This window comes from Acinetobacter sp. WZC-1, from assembly GCF_052544965.1.
In genome coordinates, this window is record NZ_CP199370.1 from 2678499 (window position 1) to 2696977 (window position 18479).

Annotated in this window: 14 protein-coding genes, 5 tRNA genes and 1 rRNA gene; 5 read left to right on the forward strand and 15 right to left on the reverse strand. The window is 48.1% G+C overall.

Annotation, left to right across the window (positions count from 1 at the left end):
• Positions 1 to 12: 12 nt before the first annotated feature.
• A tRNA-Ile gene (locus tag ACT6PV_RS12385) sits at positions 13 to 89 on the reverse strand.
• A gap of 61 nt (positions 90 to 150) precedes the next feature.
• Positions 151 to 1689: ribosomal RNA gene (locus tag ACT6PV_RS12390) — 16S ribosomal RNA — on the reverse strand.
• A gap of 660 nt (positions 1690 to 2349) precedes the next feature.
• Between ACT6PV_RS12390 and ACT6PV_RS12395 the strand changes: the two genes are divergently transcribed.
• The 3 genes from ACT6PV_RS12395 to ACT6PV_RS12405 are packed head-to-tail and all read left to right on the forward strand — an operon-like array spanning position 2350 to position 4485.
• Complete coding sequence (locus ACT6PV_RS12395) at positions 2350 to 2766, forward strand: YfiR family protein (RefSeq protein ID WP_445116635.1); 417 nt, start codon at positions 2350 to 2352, stop codon at positions 2764 to 2766.
• Positions 2767 to 2771: 5 nt separating this feature from the next.
• Positions 2772 to 3989 carry a sensor domain-containing diguanylate cyclase gene (locus ACT6PV_RS12400; protein WP_445116636.1) on the forward strand — a complete coding sequence of 406 codons (1218 nt, stop codon included), beginning with the start codon at positions 2772 to 2774 and terminating at the stop codon, positions 3987 to 3989.
• Positions 3990 to 4005: 16 nt separating this feature from the next.
• Positions 4006 to 4485, forward strand: a complete 480-nt coding sequence (locus ACT6PV_RS12405) for an OmpA family protein (RefSeq protein WP_445116637.1) — start codon at positions 4006 to 4008, stop codon at positions 4483 to 4485.
• Between the two features lie 126 nt (positions 4486 to 4611).
• Here the strand turns inward: ACT6PV_RS12405 and ACT6PV_RS12410 are convergent.
• From ACT6PV_RS12410 to secA, 8 genes are all read right to left on the reverse strand, one after another.
• A tRNA-Pro gene (locus ACT6PV_RS12410) sits at positions 4612 to 4688 on the reverse strand.
• 29 nt (positions 4689 to 4717) lie between these two features.
• Positions 4718 to 4793, reverse strand: a tRNA-His gene (locus tag ACT6PV_RS12415).
• 41 nt (positions 4794 to 4834) lie between these two features.
• Positions 4835 to 4911: transfer RNA gene (locus tag ACT6PV_RS12420), tRNA-Arg, on the reverse strand.
• A 47-nt stretch (positions 4912 to 4958) separates the two neighbouring features.
• A tRNA-Pro gene (locus ACT6PV_RS12425) sits at positions 4959 to 5035 on the reverse strand.
• A gap of 152 nt (positions 5036 to 5187) precedes the next feature.
• Positions 5188 to 6255, reverse strand: a complete 1068-nt coding sequence (gene nadA / locus ACT6PV_RS12430) for a quinolinate synthase NadA (protein ID WP_445116638.1) — start codon at positions 6253 to 6255, stop codon at positions 5188 to 5190.
• 131 nt (positions 6256 to 6386) lie between these two features.
• Positions 6387 to 7607, reverse strand: a complete 1221-nt coding sequence (argJ, locus tag ACT6PV_RS12435; protein ID WP_445116639.1) for a bifunctional glutamate N-acetyltransferase/amino-acid acetyltransferase ArgJ — start codon at positions 7605 to 7607, stop codon at positions 6387 to 6389.
• A 167-nt stretch (positions 7608 to 7774) separates the two neighbouring features.
• Positions 7775 to 8146, reverse strand: coding sequence for a hypothetical protein (locus ACT6PV_RS12440; protein ID WP_445116640.1), 372 nt, complete (start codon positions 8144 to 8146; stop codon positions 7775 to 7777).
• A gap of 132 nt (positions 8147 to 8278) precedes the next feature.
• Entirely contained in the window at positions 8279 to 11002 is a 2724-nt protein-coding gene (gene secA / locus ACT6PV_RS12445) for a preprotein translocase subunit SecA (protein ID WP_445116641.1), read from the reverse strand.
• Positions 11003 to 11336: 334 nt separating this feature from the next.
• Between secA and ACT6PV_RS12450 the strand changes: the two genes are divergently transcribed.
• A complete protein-coding gene (locus ACT6PV_RS12450; RefSeq protein WP_445116642.1) occupies positions 11337 to 11978 on the forward strand; it encodes a peroxiredoxin in 642 nt (213 codons plus the stop codon).
• A 342-nt stretch (positions 11979 to 12320) separates the two neighbouring features.
• Positions 12321 to 12911 (forward strand): dual specificity protein phosphatase family protein, encoded by a 591-nt coding sequence (locus ACT6PV_RS12455; protein WP_445116643.1) that lies wholly within the window; start codon positions 12321 to 12323, stop codon positions 12909 to 12911.
• 80 nt (positions 12912 to 12991) lie between these two features.
• Here ACT6PV_RS12455 and ACT6PV_RS12460 read toward each other — a convergent pair whose 3' ends face one another.
• The 5 genes from ACT6PV_RS12460 to ACT6PV_RS12480 form a co-directional block, all read right to left on the reverse strand.
• On the reverse strand, positions 12992 to 14083 hold the full coding sequence (locus tag ACT6PV_RS12460) for an SPOR domain-containing protein (protein ID WP_445116644.1): 1092 nt from the start codon (positions 14081 to 14083) through the stop codon (positions 12992 to 12994).
• Positions 14074 to 15360 carry a bifunctional tetrahydrofolate synthase/dihydrofolate synthase gene (gene folC, locus ACT6PV_RS12465; RefSeq protein WP_445116645.1) on the reverse strand — a complete coding sequence of 429 codons (1287 nt, stop codon included), beginning with the start codon at positions 15358 to 15360 and terminating at the stop codon, positions 14074 to 14076. The genes ACT6PV_RS12460 and folC overlap by 10 nt, the downstream gene beginning before the upstream one ends.
• Complete coding sequence (gene accD / locus ACT6PV_RS12470; RefSeq protein WP_445116646.1) at positions 15357 to 16253, reverse strand: acetyl-CoA carboxylase, carboxyltransferase subunit beta; 897 nt, start codon at positions 16251 to 16253, stop codon at positions 15357 to 15359. The genes folC and accD overlap by 4 nt, the downstream gene beginning before the upstream one ends.
• The gene (trpA, locus tag ACT6PV_RS12475; RefSeq protein WP_445116647.1) at positions 16250 to 17053 is read right to left on the reverse strand and encodes a tryptophan synthase subunit alpha; all 804 of its coding nucleotides are present in this window, start codon (positions 17051 to 17053) and stop codon (positions 16250 to 16252) included. Before trpA ends, accD begins: the two co-directional genes overlap by 4 nt.
• 295 nt (positions 17054 to 17348) lie before the next feature.
• A complete protein-coding gene (locus ACT6PV_RS12480) occupies positions 17349 to 18395 on the reverse strand; it encodes an AraC family transcriptional regulator ligand-binding domain-containing protein (protein WP_445117110.1) in 1047 nt (348 codons plus the stop codon).
• Between the last annotated feature and the right edge of the window lie 84 nt (positions 18396 to 18479).

The window sequence follows — 18479 nt, forward strand, 5'->3', positions numbered from 1 at the left end:
CTTCGTCAGTAGTGGTGGGTCTGACAAGACTTGAACTTGTGACCCCACGCTTATCAAGCGTGTGCTCTAACCAACTGAGCTACAGACCCTCAGATACATCGTCATGAAGAACAACCTGTTGTGAATTCTCACCAATCGTCAATCTTTCGTTAAGGAGGTGATCCAGCCGCAGGTTCCCCTACGGCTACCTTGTTACGACTTCACCCCAGTCATCGGCCACACCGTGGTAACCGCCCTCTTTGCAGTTAGGCTAGCTACTTCTGGTGCAACAAACTCCCATGGTGTGACGGGCGGTGTGTACAAGGCCCGGGAACGTATTCACCGCGGCATTCTGATCCGCGATTACTAGCGATTCCGACTTCATGGAGTCGAGTTGCAGACTCCAATCCGGACTACGATCGGCTTTTTGAGATTGGCATCACATCGCTGTGTAGCAACCCTTTGTACCGACCATTGTAGCACGTGTGTAGCCCTGGCCGTAAGGGCCATGATGACTTGACGTCGTCCCCGCCTTCCTCCAGTTTGTCACTGGCAGTATCCTTAAAGTTCCCATCCGAAATGCTGGCAAGTAAGGAAAAGGGTTGCGCTCGTTGCGGGACTTAACCCAACATCTCACGACACGAGCTGACGACAGCCATGCAGCACCTGTATCTAAATTCCCGAAGGCACTCCCGTATCTCTACGGGATTCTTAGTATGTCAAGGCCAGGTAAGGTTCTTCGCGTTGCATCGAATTAAACCACATGCTCCACCGCTTGTGCGGGCCCCCGTCAATTCATTTGAGTTTTAGTCTTGCGACCGTACTCCCCAGGCGGTCTACTTATCGCGTTAGCTGCGCCACCAAAGCCTCAAAGGCCCCAACGGCTAGTAGACATCGTTTACGGCATGGACTACCAGGGTATCTAATCCTGTTTGCTCCCCATGCTTTCGTACCTCAGCGTCAGTATCAGGCCAGATGGCTGCCTTCGCCATCGGTATTCCTCCAGATCTCTACGCATTTCACCGCTACACCTGGAATTCTACCATCCTCTCCCATACTCAAGCCGACCAGTATCGTATGCAATTCCCAGGTTGAGCCCGGGGATTTCACATCCGACTTAATCAGCCGCCTACGTACGCTTTACGCCCAGTAAATCCGATTAACGCTCGCACCCTCTGTATTACCGCGGCTGCTGGCACAGAGTTAGCCGGTGCTTATTCTGCGGGTAACGTCCACTCTCATCAGCTATTAACCAATGCAGTCTCCTCCCCGCTTAAAGTGCTTTACAACCATAAGGCCTTCTTCACACACGCGGCATGGCTGGATCAGGGTTCCCCCCATTGTCCAATATTCCCCACTGCTGCCTCCCGTAGGAGTCTGGGCCGTGTCTCAGTCCCAGTGTGGCGGATCATCCTCTCAGACCCGCTACGGATCGTCGCCTTGGTAGGCCTTTACCCCACCAACCAGCTAATCCGGCTTAGGCTCATCTGTTAGCGAATGGTCACAAGTGATCCCATCCTTTCCCCCTTGGGGCGTATGCGGTATTAGCGTCCCTTTCGAAACGTTGTCCCCCACTAACAGGCAGATTCCTAAGTTGTACTCACCCGTCCGCCGCTGGGTCAGTTGCCGAAGCAACATCCCCCGCTCGACTTGCATGTGTTAAGCCTGCCGCCAGCGTTCAATCTGAGCCATGATCAAACTCTTCAGTTAAAATCATTTTGCACCTTAATTTAAAGACAAGGTGCCAATTCCGGCTCATCAATTACTGACAAATTCTCTCAAATAAACTTCGAGTAATTTAAACCAATCAATCAATGATAATATTTCGATCAATCAATCAGTGAAAATCCACACAAGTTGTTCTTCATAAGCTCTTAATGATCAACCCAATGCCTCAGCAGCATCAGGACAGGTCGGCTATATTACTCGCTATCTGCAGAAAGTCAATATATGCTGTCATCTTTTTATCTGTTCAATCTTCAGCAGGTTCAGCACATAAAATTCCTTCAGGAATCCCAGTGACCAAATCAAGCATCTGATTTATAAGATGTTTTATACAATAACACCAACTCAGGATTCGCATTATAGGCCAATATCCCCAACTCGCAACTCTTTTTTTTAACACCGCATACCAAACGCTGTTTTTTTCGGCGTATTCCCCCGAAATAGATCGAACAACCATCAATGTGCTATTTAAAACTTAAACTGTCTATCTGCACGGTTTTTTATTAAACTAGTCTTCATCAACAACATTTATGAACTGTTATTATTAAAATGGCTGATTTTTTAATCAACAAAAGGCTTTTATGTCTGGGAATATTACTGTCGATCAGTACTTTCTCCTCAGCCAATTCATCTCATAATATTTACATGACGACGCTGTCCATTCTCAGCTATGTTCAATGGAACACACCCAATCCCGTATTATGTATTGCGGGCAACCAACCAACGGCCACTCAATTCAGTTATCTTACCCGGCAGAATAAATACCCCTTTGCAATAAATCCCATTCAGAATGCCGATCTGAGAAAAACACACTGCGACGCTGTTTTTTTTACCAACAGCACACCCATATCTGAACAAAAACTGTTGAATACATCCCAGAATAAGTCCATTTTATCCTTCAGTACCAATAACGCTGAATGTGAAATTGGCAGTTCGTTTTGCCTGTATTCATCAAAAAGTGACAATACTCTGTTTAAAGTCAACCTGGACAGCCTTACACGCAGCAAGGTGCATGTTGACCCCCGTGTCCTGCTTCTGGCCAGAAATTCGGAGCAGGAGTAATGACAATGATGGATAAATTATATAAATCCACATCCCTGCAGGTGTTGTTCCGCAAATCCCAGTTTACGATTTTTGCCATTACTTTCTTTATCTGTACCTTTACCTTTGCATCCATATCGGTGTTTACCATCGAATCTTATGCAAAACAGAATTTATTGCTGATCAGCCGCACCGTTTCAGAGCGTATTCAACCCGCACTGGTTTTTAAGGATAAGTTTGCATTATCCCAGATTTTAACCGAATACACCCATCAGCATTCCATCCGCCTGATCCAGGTATATGACGATGAAGGCACGCTGCTCGCACAAAGTGTAAAAAGCGTTGAGCATTATTCATATCTGCAAAATTTGTTTGATCATATTTTTTTGAAGGATGCCATTAATCTGCAGGTACTGCACCGTGAAAAAAAGGTTGGTAGAGTTGTTTTATATGGCAGTTCCAATGAAATACTTATTTTTATGATCAAAATTTTTGTTGGTCTTGGAATCGGCATGCTCTTTATGATTTTTGCTTTATGGTGGTCGGTGAATTCAACTTATCGTCATATTATGCAATCCATCTCACCGATCACACAGATTGCCCAATTGCTCAGCAGCCAGAAAGCCTACAATTTGCGCTTTCCTGAAAATGACATCAAGGAATTTCATAACCTCAATTCTGTATTTAATCAGTTACTGGAAGAAATACAGTCCTGGCATACGCATCTGCAGAATGAAAACCATCAACTTTCTCATCAGGTCCAGCATGATCATCTGACGCAGTTGCCCAATCGCAATTATTTTTACCAGATTTTATGCAATATATTTGAAGATTCCAGACAACGTCATCAATCTGCACTGATTTTTATCGACAATAACAACTTTAAGGCCATCAATGACCAATATGGACACCTGGTCGGTGATGCCGTACTGAAAGAAATGGCTTACCGTCTAAAGAACAATATCCGACAGGGGGATTTTGTTGCACGTCTCAGCGGAGATGAATTTGCCATTATTCTACAACATATTGATAAATCAGAGCATTTGATCTCCATTGCTGAAAATTTAGTTAAATGCTCTGATGAGCCGCTGATGTATAAAAATCAGGCGATTTACTTCAGTTTCAGCCTTGGTATCTCTCTGTCAAGTCAGGCGGCCAATCCTGAGGATCTGATCTCACAGGCTGATCAGGCCATGTATAAGGCCAAATCCTTACAACACCACTGGTATATTTACCACTCATAATCTCCCGGGGTAAAAAATGTTCAATCAAGCAATAAAAGTACTGCTTTCCAGTGCACTGTGCATTGCATTATCGGCATGCCTGAGCCTGGGTTCGCTGAGCCATAAACAGGTCCGCATTCTGAAAAAGGAAGGTTTTGTACTGACCGAGGAAGGGTGGAGTCTGGGTCTTCCGGAACGTTTGCTGTTCGGCTTCAATGAAGCGAACATTGCACCGGGACAGGAAGACAAAATTACCCGTCTGGCCACACAATTGCATGGCTACAATTTAAACAGAGTTAAAATTGTCGGGCATACCGATAATATCGGCAGTGCAGATTACAATCTGAAATTGTCCAGACAGCGCGCGCAGAGTGTTGCAAATCTGTTTCTGGCCAATGGATTCAGTTCACAGAATGTATATGTGATCGGCAAAGGGGCTGAGCAACCGATTCTGGAAAATGACACAAAGGAGCACCGGGCAGCCAATCGTCGTGTTTCCATCGTGATTATTCCGTAATCATCAATGAACAGATGCAACATATATGACCGGCCTCTTTCTGAGGCCTTTGGCGTCGGAAGAGCCTGATTCAGGCATAAAAAAACCGCTGAGCAGCGGATGATTGAAATGATACTGAATTTTAATTGGTCGGAGCAGTAGGATTCGAACCTACGACCCTCTGGTCCCAAACCAGATGCGCTACCAGGCTGCGCCATACTCCGGGGTCAACTTTTAAATAAAAGTCGGGGTGTGGGGTGAATGACGGGATTCGAACCCGCGACAACCGGAATCACAATCCGGGGCTCTACCAACTGAGCTACATCCACCGTCATAAATTTGGGTTCGGCAAGATCAAGCTACCATGAAATGGCGCGCCTGACAGGATTCGAACCTGTGACCATCCGCTTAGAAGGCGGATGCTCTATCCAACTGAGCTACAGGCGCGTAACCGATGATAATCAATATCACGCGATACCTTTGCCTTGAAGAATTGGTCGGAGCAGTAGGATTCGAACCTACGACCCTCTGGTCCCAAACCAGATGCGCTACCAGGCTGCGCCATACTCCGATTCGTCTCAGCTTCATTGTATCGCACATTGTGCGGTACGGAGTGCATTCTAGGCGTGACGCCCATAGACGTCAACACCTATCGTTAAAAAAAGTGGAAAAAACAGGCCATATGTATATTTATCAGGCATTTCAGACGCTTTCATATTGCCCTTAACGCTTCAGTGCTGCACTGAAATTCAGCATCCGATCCAGCGGTAATTTTGCCCGTTCTGCAAGGGCTGCATCGACAAATATCTGCTGGTCAGCTTTTTGCAGAACCTGCAGAATGCCATCCAGTTCATTCATGGCCATCCACGGACAATGTGCACATGAGCGACAGGTTGCTCCCTCACCGGCTGTTGGTGCTTCAATGAGTTTTTTATCCGGCACAGCCTGCTGCATCTTATAAAAAATCCCCCGGTCCGTTGCCACAATCAAAGTCTTATGCGGCAATGTCTGAGCGGCTTTAATTAACTGGGAAGTGCTGCCGACAGCATCTGCAATATCAATCACCGACTCCGGAGACTCCGGATGTACAAGCACCGCTGCATCCGGGTACAGTGCTTTCATCTGGCTGATACCACGGGAACGAAACTCTTCATGCACAATGCATGATCCATCCCATAACAGCATATCTGCGCCGGTTTTTTTCTGAATATATCGTCCCAGGTGCTGGTCCGGCGCCCAGATGATTTTTTCACCCAGGCCATCAAGATGTTCAATAATTTCCACAGCGCAGCTGGAGGTCACCACCCAGTCTGCACGCGCCTTGACTGCCGCAGATGTATTGGCATACACCACCACGGTATGTTCAGGATGAGCATCACAAAAGCGGGTGAACTCATCCACCGGGCAGCCCAGATCCAGTGAGCAGGTTGCTTCCAGCGTCGGCATGAGAATGGTTTTTTCAGGGGAAAGGATTTTAGCGGTTTCTCCCATGAATTTCACACCTGCCACCACCAGTGTGGATGCAGCATGGTCCCGCCCGAAACGTGCCATTTCCAGTGAATCAGACACACATCCTCCTGTTGCCTCTGCCAGTTCCTGAACATCCGGATCACAGTAATAATGTGCAACAAGTACCGCATTCCGCTGTTTTAATTCAGCCTGAATCTGTGCAAATTTCTGCTGTTTTTCCTCAGGGCTCAGCGTGTTGTCCTTCGGCTCCCCCAGACGGTCCAGATGTGCTGTGACAACCGACTTTGCTTCATTGGCAATTAAATTGGTCGCATCATTCATAATCGGTGTTCTCTGATCTTTTCGCTTGCTGTATTGCTGGCGCTGGCATGTGGCCCATGTTTTATCTCATTCATATCCGGCACTGCCATATAGGGGAACATCTCTCAGCAGATGCTTTCCGGGCAGCGGAATTATGACCGGTAATCAGCATTAATCCTGACATAATCATAAGAAAAATCACAGGTATATACTGTATCTTTTGCCTCACCCCGTCCCAGATCGACCCGAATGGTCATTTCCGGCTGAGCCATGACCCGGGCTCCGGCCTCTTCTGTATAATCCTCTGCCGCACCGCCATCCCGACAGATCTGTACCTCATCCAGCCAGACCTGGACCCTGCTGTGATCCAGCTGTGGCACACCGGCTTTACCAATGGCCATGACAATGCGCCCCCAGTTCGGATCCGAGGCAAAAACTGCGGTTTTGATTAAAGGTGACTGGGCAATACTGTATGCAACATCACAGCATTCCTGGGTGTTTTCACCCCCTTCAACTGCCACGGTAATAAATTTGGTTGCACCTTCACCATCACGAACAATCAGCTGTGCCAGACGGTTCATTATGCGGGCCAATACATTCTGTATCTTCGCATAACGGTGGTCATCTTCAGTGCTGACTGGCTGACCGCCGGCCTGACCGGTCGCAGCAAAAACACATGAATCGTTTGTCGATGTATCGCCATCTATGGTAATCCGGTTAAATGAGTGTTCAACCGTGCTGGCCAGTAATTTCTGAACCAATGCATGACTCAATGGCGCATCTGTTGCCACAAAGCTCAGCATGGTCGCCATGTTGGGGCGGACCATACCGGCACCTTTGGAAATGCCGGTCATACTGTAGGTCACACCATCCAGCTCAAACTGCTCAGAAGCACCTTTGGGCGTGGTATCCGTCGTCATGATCCCGGTGGCCGCTTCCACCCAGCCATCATGCTTAAGCTGGTCGAGGGCCGGTTGTATACCCTGCAGTACGCGTTCAACAGGAAGCTGTTCGCCAATGACACCCGTTGAAAAGGGTAAAATCTGATTTTCTTTTACACCGGCCAGTTGAGCCAGCGCTGCACAGATGGCCCCGGCATTGATTAAACCGGTTTCCCCCGTTGCAGCATTGGCATTGCCGGTATTAATAATGAGATAACGGGCAGCGTTTTCTGCCAGATGCTGTTTTGACAAAATGACAGGGGCTGCAGCAAAGGCACTCTGGGTAAACACACCGGCAACATGTGAGCCTTCTGCGAGTTCAAAAATGACCAGATCCCGTCGATTCGGATAACGGACATATGCCTCAGCCGAACCAATTTTCACCCCTTGCACCACATGCATATGTGGCATTGTCACGTCACCAACAGCCATTTAAAACACCAGCCTTAAAATAGGAATGCACAGCTTATTAGAAATCATGCCGGAAATCGAGTGAATATAGAAAGCCAATATACAATCAAATGCGTTCCCTGCACTCACAAACCATCCAGCCGGATAAGATCCTGACTGACGAACCATTTTTTTGATTCCGGATGATATTACTGAGACTGTGCAGTCTCTGCAGCTACCGTGTCACCCAGTAATGCCTGTTTGACTTTTTCCTGGCTGACAGCTGACAACGCCGGGTTGGATGCCACCACACGGTTAACCGTAGCAGGTGTCACCGCAGCAATGCCGGCTGTTTTTAAAATGATGGGACGACCACCGGTATTTCCCAAGGTATACCGAATGCCGGTACGCGGGCTGATCACTGTGGTGGACTCATGTTTTACTTCAGTCTGTGCAGCCGCAACACCAGTCGCTGCCTGCACTTTTGCAACCGTGGTTTTCTGTGGCGCGGTCGCTTCTGCAAATACCAGCGTCGGCAAAACCAGCATAAATACAAATAAAGGTTTTAATAATTTTTTCATTGTGTGTCCTGATCACATATCGCATGTGCAAGTAAATACCATTTACCGGCCCATTCTGCAATGCTTATTCACAAGTTGTATAAATCTCAGAAAAAAAGCAGAACAAAAGTTCTGCTGTTCTGTATGTCCGGTTTAGATTTTACCATGACACTGTTTGTATTTCAGACCTGAACCACATGGGCAGGGCGCATTGCGGCTTTCAGGTGCGACGATTCTGCCATTCGGAAAGGGCTTTTCTTCATTCAGCACTTCCCCGGCAGTCACCTCACCGGTCAACCCATCCACTTCATCATGCGCAAAGGACAACTGCATTGCGTCTGCCTGCGCATGTTGCTGTGCCTCCATTTCGGCCAGCTCTTCAGGTGTAGGAATATGTACACGGGACAGATCAGTCACGACATCAGATTTAATCACACCAAGCATGTTAATGAACAGGTTAAAGGCTTCCTTTTTATATTCCTGTTCCGGGTTCTTCTGGGCATAACCGCGCAAATGAATACCCTGACGCAAATAATCCATGGCTGCCAGATGGTCTTTCCAGTGACGGTCCAGTGAACCGAGCATGAAGTGGCGCTCTAGTGTGGAAGCAGATTCATCACCCATCTGTTCACGGCGCTGACGGTAGCGTGCAACGATTTCATCGCTGATACGTTCAGTCAGGGCTTCTTCATCCAGACGGCGGTCTTCCTCCAGCCACTGGCTGACCGGCAGGCTAATCCCCAGATCGACCTGCAGGGCATTTTCGAGACCGTTGATATCCCACTGATCATGAATGGATTCAGGTGGAATATAATTGGCAATCACTCCTTTCATCACTTCACGATGCATTTCTTCGATGTATTCCTGAAGTGTGTGCTCCTGCAGCACCTCATCACGCTGTGAATAGATGATCTTACGCTGCTCATTATTGACATCATCATATTTCAGCAGGTTCTTACGGATATCAAAGTTACGGGCTTCAACCTTGCGCTGTGCGTTTTCAATGGAGCGGGAAACCATTTTATGTTCAATCGCTTCATCTTCCTGCAAGCCCATTGCCCGCATCATGGCCACCACCCGGTCACCGGCAAAAATACGCATCAGGTCATCTTCAAGAGACAGGAAAAAACGGGACACACCCGGATCTCCCTGACGACCGGAACGACCACGCAACTGGTTGTCAATACGGCGTGATTCATGGCGTTCAGAACCGATGATGTGCAGACCACCCGAGCTCAGCACCATTTCATTGTGTCTTTCCCATTCCGCCCGCAGACGTGCTTCATCTTCAGCAGTCGGGTTTTCAATTTTTGCCAGCCGTGCTTTCCAGTTCCCCCCCAGCAGGATGTCGGTCCCCCGACCTGCCATGTTGGTGGCAATGGTCACCGCGTTCGGCGAACCCGCCTGCGCAATAATGTCCGCCTCACGTTCATGCTGTTTGGCATTCAGTACTTCGTGGCTGATGCCGGCATCCCTGAGTTTATCTGACAGAATTTCACTGGCCTCAATGGTTGCTGTACCAATCAGAATCGGTGCCACACCGGACTCATGAATTTTTTTAATTTCCTGAATAATGGCGTTATATTTACCATTGCGATTCAGATAAATCAGATCATTCAGGTCTTCACGGATCATGGGTCTGTGCGTTGGAATAATCACCACATCCAGGCCATAAATTTCTTTCATTTCCGCAGCTTCAGTATCTGCAGTACCGGTCATACCGGAAAGCTTTTTATATAAACGGAAATAGTTCTGGAATGTCGTGGTGGCGAGTGTCTGGTTTTCAGGCTGAATATCCAGTCCTTCCTTTGCCTCCACTGCCTGATGCAAGCCTTCTGACCAGCGACGCCCCGGCATGGTCCGACCGGTATTTTCATCGACAATAATCACTTCACCGTCATGAACAATGTAGTGCACATTACGCTGATACAGGAAATGTGCCCGAATGGCCGCTGTGACATGATGCACCAGATTCAGATTGGTTGCAGAATAGAGACTTTCACCCTCTGCCAGCAGCCCCATCTGAATCAGTTCATGTTCCACTGCTTCATAACCGACTTCGGTCATTTCCACGGAGCGCTGTTTTTCATCAATCCAGAAGTGTCCGCCATCTGCGACTTTTTCTTCTTTTTGTGGATGAAGCTTAGGCGGAATGCTGTTGATTGCGGCGTATAGCTGTGATGAATCCTCACTCTGGCCGGAAATGATCAACGGCGTCCGTGCTTCATCAATCAGGATTGAATCGACCTCATCGATAATCGCATAGTTCAGACCGCGCTGTTTTTTCTCCGCCATGGAGAACACCATATTGTCCCGCAGATAGTCAAAACCGAATTCGTTGTTGGTCCCATAGGTAATATCTGAACGATAGGCCTCGGATTTTTCCATCGGTGACTGCATGGAATAAATCACCCCAATCGTCAACCCCAGAAACTCATATAAAGGGCGGTTTAATTCAGCATCACGCTGTGCCAGATAGTCATTCACGGTAATCACGTGTACGCCCTGACCACTGATGGCATTTAAGTAAACCGCCAGCGTTCCCATCAGGGTTTTACCCTCACCGGTACGCATTTCAGCAATTTTGCCTTCATGCAGGGTAATACCACCGATCAGCTGAACATCATAATGACGCATCCCCATGACACGCTTCGCCGCTTCACGACATACTGCAAATGCATCAGCTAACAGGGCATCCAGACTTTCGCCATTTTTATATCGTTGTTTGAATTCTTCGGTTTTTGCAGATAAGTCTGCATCACTTAAGGCTGATATCGTCGGCTCGAGCGCATTGATCTTATCGACAATTTTACGCATGCGTTTCAGTTCACGCTCGTTTTTTGTACCGAAGATTCCTCCGATCAGACTTGCCAACATATAGACTCTCTAAAACTTGCTTGTCAAAATAAATTTTTCCCAGACGTTATTATGCTGCCGGAAATTCGAAGTACAAGGCTTTTACACAAAACCAGATAAAAAATTGTGGCAGCCGGCTCCAGCAATAAGTCATCCGGGGCGCATTAATGTAGCAAATTTAAGCAGGACACACATAGCAGATTCAGAGGAATACTGAAAAAATCCGCTTTTAAAGCAGTCCTATAGTCAAATAACAGATAAGAAAATATAAAAACACTATTTTTCATTATAAATAATTTGCGTAATAGTGTGAGCGACGAGCCATTGACCATCATCAATTCTGAGATCAGACATCATGACATTACGTTTAGGCGATACCGCACCGGATTTTGAACAGGAATCAAGTCAGGGCACACTGCGCTTTTATGATTTCCTGGGAGACAACTGGGGCATTCTGTTTTCACATCCTGCTGACTATACACCGGTATGCACCACAGAATTGGGGTACACCGCAAAACTGCAGGATGAGTTTACACGACGGGGGGTCAAAGCCATTGCATTATCTGTGGATGATGTGGAATCACACCAGGGCTGGATCAGCGATATCAATGAAACCCAGCACACCACGGTGAACTTCCCAATCATTGCAGACCAGAACAGAAAAGTTTCCACGCTGTATGATTTTATTCACCCAAACGCCAGTGAAACGGTGACTGTACGTTCCCTTGTGATTATCGATCCACATAAAAAGGTGCGATTAATCATTACCTATCCAGCGTCCACAGGCCGTAATTTCAATGAGGTATTGCGGGTGATTGATTCACTGCAACTCACAGACAATTATAAAGTGGCCACACCGGCCAACTGGGAACAGGGCCAGGATGTAGTGATTGTCCCATCCATCAAGGATGAGGCTGAACTGAAACAGCGTTTCCCCAAAGGATATACGGCGGTTAAGCCTTATCTGCGTCTGACTCCACAACCGGATAAAACCTGAAGACGGAAATCACAGATGATCTGAGCTGACGCTCATCAGCTGATGGGCTTTTTATCGACCATTTTTTAAACCGTCTGTTCAACGCCGCCGATTTTCCCCAAAAACAGGGCAACTGAACGTTCTGGTTTTACATTTCAAAACATAATTTAAAATATGACATGGAACCATCGCTTACCGGTCTTACGATACCTTTATCCTCAGCATTCCCACAAATCAGATTTACGGAAATCATCGCTTCTGCCAGTTAAATAAATAGCGTATAGCGTTGCCAGACGTCTGCACATACTCCCTATGATCCGGGAAAATATGTTTAAAATAGGAAAATATATTTAAAATCCGGTCATGAAGAAAAGCATTTATGTACTGTTGTTGATTGGCTGCTGTTCAGTCCAGCTGACAGGCTGTATCACCACGCCGGCCCTGCCGGACCTTCAACGGCCACAGCAGTGGGGTCAGCCCATCAGCCGATCACACAATTTTTATAAAATCAGTGAGACGGTTTACCGCAGTGAACAGCCGGACACCGCACTCATTCCACAATTAAATCAGTATGGCATTCAGACCATCATTAATTTACGCAGCCGTGATCAGGACCGGTTATTACTGCTGGATCAACAGCAATTCCAGTTGGTGCATATCCCGATTCACACCTGGGCAATGAATCGGAATGATCTGTTGCAGGTCATGCAAGCCATTCAGACCGCCCGACAGCATCAGCAGAAAGTACTGATTCACTGCTACCACGGCTCGGACCGTACCGGTGCCGGCATTGCCATGTATCGAATTATTTTTGAGCACTGGTCAGTGGACGACGCACTGGCTGAAATGAAACAGGGTGGCTACGGTTTTCATCCGGTCTGGATCAATATTGAAAAATTATTCCGTCCTGAAAATATACGATGGATTCGCCAGCACCTGGCGAATCCATCCTGAACATCTTAAAACAGGCGTTTTAAAATCAGAATCCTGAAATTTACAATCCTGAAATCAGCAACCGAAAACTTCGTTGCAGATTAACGCTGCTCCAGTGGTGTCCAGTCGATGACCCAGGCAGATTTCATCCCCAGGCTTTCATCCGTATTAATTTTTTTACGGGTGGCATCTGCAGTATCCCGATCCTTCGCAGGCCCAACCATAATACGGATCCCTTTGGATGTCGGGCTTCTGGTTACCTTATAGCCTTTGGCGCGCAGTTTTGACGCCAGCGCATCTGCATTAGCCTCGTTTGCAGCCAGCGCCACCTGAACCATCCACTGTTTATTGCCACGGTCACCACCTTCCAGCAGTTCACGTGCCTTATCTGCTTCAGCCTTTTTACGGGCTTCATCCTGAGCTTTGCGTTTTTTATCTTCAGCAGCCTTACGTTCTGCCTCTTCTGCTTTTTTAGTCTCTTCTGCTTTTCGGGCTTCTGCTGCAGCTTTATCTGCATCCGCTTTTTTCTTATCAGCAGCGGCTTTATCTGCGGCAGCCTGATCAGCAGCTTTTTTCTTCGCCGCTTCCTCAGTTCTGCGTTTATCTTCGGCTGCTTTCTTTTCAGCCTCAGCACGCTGACGTTTCTGCTCTGCCAGTTTTTGTTCAGCGTCTGCCTTTTGCTGGTCCTGTTTCAGCTGATCCTGCTTCTGTATGTCCTGCTTTTGCTGCGGCGATTTCTGCTGTTCAGGCGATTTTTGCTGTACTTTTGCTTTTTCATCCTGAACCAGTTCCGGCGGAATATTATCAGAACTTTCCTGCGCGCCACCACGCCGGGCATTCATTGCAGCGTATTCCTCAGCTGCCTTACGCGCTGCATCTGCTTCAGCCTGTTGCTGCATCCTCAGAAATTCTGCCGTTTTTGCTTCCTGCTCAGCCACTGCCCTTTCACGGGAACGTTTTTGCTCTTCAAGCAGACGTTTTTCTGTTGCAACATCCACAGTCAGAGGCTGCAATTGCACCGCTTCACCGGCTGGAGCCTTATTCTGCTGCTGAGCCTGTTTTACCGGTGGGTTCTGTGCCTGCTGCATGTCATGTATTTCTTCCCGGCCTTTGAGAAGCAATGCCGCCAGTAAAACACCACCACTCAATAAAACAACACTTCCCAGCCAGCGTTGCCTGTTATTCATTGACATTCTTCCAGATACTCCCAGACCGCTTCCAGGGTGTGAAATGAACCACACACCAGAATCAGCTGATTATTTTTTAATTCCTCAAGCGCGGATTGAAATGCGGCCTGCACATTCTGAAACGGTTGTACTGTTTCCCCCTGCAATGCGGACTGCAATTGTGCCAGCGAAGCTGCACGGGGTACAGCCAGCGGTGCAATTTTCCACATTAATACAGTGTTTTTCAACAATTTGACAACGGTTTTCATATCTTTATCTGCCAGCATGGAAAAAACAGCAACGACTTCTGTGTACTGTTTATTGTATTCCAGCAATTTTCGCAATTGCTTTAACAAAAATTCTACACCATGCGGGTTATGCCCTGCGTCCAGTACAACGGTTTTATCGGCAATTTTACAGATTTCAAAACGGCCCTGTAAGCGGGCAGCCTGAATCCCCTGTACCATGGCTTGCCGGGAAACCATCAGCCCGCTGACCAGTATTGCTGCCACCGCAGTCGAGATATTTTCCAGGGCCAGCGCCCCCAGCGGCAACCGCATGGTCGTTCCCGGACTGGCAAAATTCCAGCTCAGCCCATCTCCGGCATCTGCATAAAAATAATCCCGATTTACAACATAAAGCCGGGCCTGACAACCATCCGCCTTTTCCTGTATGGCCTGTGGCAAGGCCTGTAGTCCACCGAAAATGACCGGAATTCCCGGACGGATAATTCCGGCCTTTTGATATGCAATCTGTTCAATGCTGTCCCCCAGCCACTCTGTATGATCCAGGCCAATATTGGTAATGACTGCAACATCAGGGGCAATGACATTCACCACATCCAGACGCCCACCGAGACCGACTTCAAGGACCCAGACATCACAACGCATCTGTTTGAAAATAACAAAAGCCGCCAGCGTCGTGGCTTCAAAAAAGGAAAGACTTAAACCACAGTCCCGGCGAGCCTGATCGACCAAAACAAATGCCTTGATCAGCATCTGATCATCTGCCGGCTGGCCCGCCAGTGTGATGCGCTCATTGAATTGATAAATATGCGGAGACTGATACAAACCGACTTTATAGCCCTGAGCATTTAAGATGGCGGCCAGTGCGGTGGTGGTGGATCCCTTGCCATTGGTGCCTGCTACAGTCAGCACTTTTGCAGCCGGCGCTGTCACCCCCAGTCGCTCAGCAACAGGAATTACCCTGTCCAGGCCAAGATCAATACCCGTAACGTGAACATGGCCCCAGTAGTTGAGCCATGTCTGTAAATCATCGGTCGCTGAAGGTGCGGCTGGATTCAAGGCAAATTCATCAGTTTAGCAACAATACGGTATACTGTATCACGTAAGGCATGACGATGAACAATCTGATCGATGACGCCATGTTCAAGCAGGAATTCTGCACGCTGAAACGGCTCATCCAGTTTTTCACGCACGGTCTGTTCAATGACCCGTTTACCGGCAAAGCCAATCATGGCTTTCGGTTCTGCAATCTGCACATCTCCCAGCATGGCCAGTGATGCGGTAACCCCACCATAAACCGGATGCGTCAGCACCACGATGTAGGGAAGTCCGGCATCCTTCAAGCGCTGAATGGCTGCTGAAGTTCGCGCCATCTGCATCAGGGACAGCATGCCTTCCTGCATCCGGGCGCCGCCTGAAGCAGCAAAACAGATCAGCGGCTCCCGGGTTGCAATGGCTTTTTCAGCGGCCTGGACAAAGCGGTCTCCGACCACTGTGCCCATGGAACCCCCCATAAAATCAAACTCAAAGGCACAGGCGACCATAGGCAGTCCTTTTAACTGACCCTCCATCACCACAAGTGCCTCAGTTTCACTGGTTTTTTGCTGAGCTTCCTTCATGCGCTCAGGATACGGCCGACTGTCAACAAAACGCAGTGGGTCCTTTGCCACAAATTCCTGCCCCAGCTCTGCCGTCACCTGGTCAAAGAACCAGTTTAAACGATCACGGGCCTTCATTTTCAGATGTTCATCACACTGCGGACAGACATAGGCATTAAAGGACATTGCAGTGCGTGTCACCAGCGCATGACATTCAGGGCATTCAATGGTGGGTTCGGTAAAGGTTGCCTTGAGCGTCTGCTGCTGATCCGGTACACGAATGCCCGGAATGGAACGATCTGTCCACGGCGCCGATGCACTGAGTATTTTTCCTGCTTTCACTTCCTGATTCATACTGATTCATCGAGCGCAGCCCGAAGCTCCCTGACTTTATTGACTGTAAGTTCCACCGCCTGTTCCGGTGTCTGCTCTGCAAAGGGTTTCACAAAAGCACTGCCGACAATCACCGCATCTGCAACACGGCCGACTGCCCTGGCAGAAGCGGCATCACTGATGCCAAACCCAACCCCTACAGGAATATCTGTAAATGATTTAATCTTCTGAATACGTGCGGCCACTTCTGAGGTATCCAGGCTGGCTGCACCGGTCACGCCCTTGAGCGAGACATAATAAATAAAACCACTGGCCTGCTGAACCACATGCTGAATCCGGGCATCCGTTGTGGTCGGTGCAAGCAGGAAAATCTGGTCCATCTCATGTTTTTTCAATATTTCGCCCAGATCCTGTGCTTCCTCAGGCGGTAAATCCACCAGCAATACACCATCCACACCGCTTTCACTGGCCAGGGTGACAAACTTTTCATAGCCAATCACTTCCACCGGATTTAAGTAACCCATCAATACCACAGGTGTGGTGCTGTCCTGCTGACGGAACTGTTTCACCATATTCAGTGCATCCAGTGTATTGGTGCCTGCGGCCAGCGCCCGCTCTGCGGCCAGCGCAATCACCGGACCATCTGCCATCGGATCGGAAAATGGCAACCCAAGCTCGAGCACATCCACACCGGCTTCGACCATTCGATGCAGCAGCGGTACAGTCACCTGTGGCAGGGGATCCCCTGCCATGACATAGGACACCAGCGCCTTGCGCTGTTGTGATTGAAGCTGTGCAAATCGGGTGGCTAAACGTGACATGAATGGTACATTCCTGAATGATTAAAATGTGAAACGGCTTGGGTTCACAAGACAAGAGACTGCATTGTAACGCTATTTTTTATCCATTGAACAGCACACATGCCCCCATCAAAGACCGACATCCCATATTCCGGATTCAGACAACGGCCTGAGTGCCCTATTTAGCGCTATTTTGCGTGAGCGGACAATGATCAAAACTTCCTGTTTTTCTGACCCGACCGATAAAACCGAATAAACAACGGTCAGCAACACAGCAGCCCCTATTACTGAAAACTGTTTCCGGGATACGCTGTACCTATTCGGATTGCTGTTTTCTTTTCTGTAGCTGTTTCCGCTGTAACAGCGTCTGCCCGTTATATGCCTTATGGGCCCGTGCAAGCGCTGACTGATCAGAATAACCCAGTTGCATGGCAATTTCAGTCAGACTCAGCGACTGATGCAGTAACTGTTCACAACGCTGCATCCGTTCCTGTTCCAGCACTTCCCTGAATGATGTGTCTGCATCACCCAATTGTCTTTGCAGCGTCCTGACTGAAATATTCAGTTCCCGGGCAATCTGTTCAATTTTCGGTGCCTGTTTACGCACCCTTAAATATTCGGCAACAATCAGCTGTAAACGCTGAACAATGGTCGCAAAACCGGGTCTGGAGGCAAGTGCTTCTTCTGCCTGTTTGACCAATAGCTGCATCAGAGCAGGATCTGCCTGCTGTGAAATTAAATTCAGACTCTCCGCATTGAACACGATACCATGCTGAGGCTGGTTGAATAATACGTCACAGCCATAAAATTTCTGATAATGAAAAACGGCCATTTGTGGCGAATGGGCAAAATGCACCCCATGCAATGCCAGGTGAAGCGGAAAAAGCGTGTGTCGGGCCAGATTCACCAATAATGCAATACTCAACTCATGAAGCAGGCTGTATTTGTCATCGACCAATGCCCAGCTTAAATAAATATACCGCCCCTGATGCACCATCTGTACCGGAGCAAGAATATCATCGCCATCAATCAGCAACCGACTAAAACGCAAAATGTGCTGCAGACCTTCTGCCACGGTATGACTCAGTGAAGCCATATAACCAAGCACACCCAGATGCTCCGGTCTGACATATTCTGCCATCTCAAAAACCAGCTGGGGACAACTCAGGGCCTGCCGGGTTTTTTCAATCACCCTGGCAAAAAATGAATACGGCACCTGAGCATTGATGGGCAGCGAGAGGATATATTGCAATTGAACTTTTTCATGGTCTGACAAATCAAGTGTCCGCTCATCTGCACCCCGTGCAGACAAATAGATTTGCCACAGATGAAAATAACCATTGGGGACCTGTAAATCCTGCATGACCATCACACTACCCTACACACTACGCGCGCTGCACGCCAGGCTACCATGACAGGTTTAAGTGACATGGTATATTTTCAATTT

What these genes read in the sequence shown, in the direction of transcription:
- ACT6PV_RS12395 (WP_445116635.1), top strand. Translation starts at nt 2,350, where the DNA reads ATGACGACGCTGTCCATTCTCAGCTATGTTCAATGGAACACACCCAAT.
- ACT6PV_RS12400 (WP_445116636.1), top strand. Translation starts at nt 2,772, where the DNA reads ATGATGGATAAATTATATAAATCCACATCCCTGCAGGTGTTGTTCCGC.
- ACT6PV_RS12405 (WP_445116637.1), top strand. Translation starts at nt 4,006, where the DNA reads ATGTTCAATCAAGCAATAAAAGTACTGCTTTCCAGTGCACTGTGCATT.
- nadA (WP_445116638.1), bottom strand. Translation starts at nt 6,255, where the DNA reads ATGAATGATGCGACCAATTTAATTGCCAATGAAGCAAAGTCGGTTGTC.
- argJ (WP_445116639.1), bottom strand. Translation starts at nt 7,607, where the DNA reads ATGGCTGTTGGTGACGTGACAATGCCACATATGCATGTGGTGCAAGGG.
- ACT6PV_RS12440 (WP_445116640.1), bottom strand. Translation starts at nt 8,146, where the DNA reads ATGAAAAAATTATTAAAACCTTTATTTGTATTTATGCTGGTTTTGCCG.
- secA (WP_445116641.1), bottom strand. Translation starts at nt 11,002, where the DNA reads ATGTTGGCAAGTCTGATCGGAGGAATCTTCGGTACAAAAAACGAGCGT.
- ACT6PV_RS12450 (WP_445116642.1), top strand. Translation starts at nt 11,337, where the DNA reads ATGACATTACGTTTAGGCGATACCGCACCGGATTTTGAACAGGAATCA.
- ACT6PV_RS12455 (WP_445116643.1), top strand. Translation starts at nt 12,321, where the DNA reads ATGAAGAAAAGCATTTATGTACTGTTGTTGATTGGCTGCTGTTCAGTC.
- ACT6PV_RS12460 (WP_445116644.1), bottom strand. Translation starts at nt 14,083, where the DNA reads ATGTCAATGAATAACAGGCAACGCTGGCTGGGAAGTGTTGTTTTATTG.
- accD (WP_445116646.1), bottom strand. Translation starts at nt 16,253, where the DNA reads ATGAATCAGGAAGTGAAAGCAGGAAAAATACTCAGTGCATCGGCGCCG.
- trpA (WP_445116647.1), bottom strand. Translation starts at nt 17,053, where the DNA reads ATGTCACGTTTAGCCACCCGATTTGCACAGCTTCAATCACAACAGCGC.
- ACT6PV_RS12480 (WP_445117110.1), bottom strand. Translation starts at nt 18,395, where the DNA reads ATGCAGGATTTACAGGTCCCCAATGGTTATTTTCATCTGTGGCAAATC.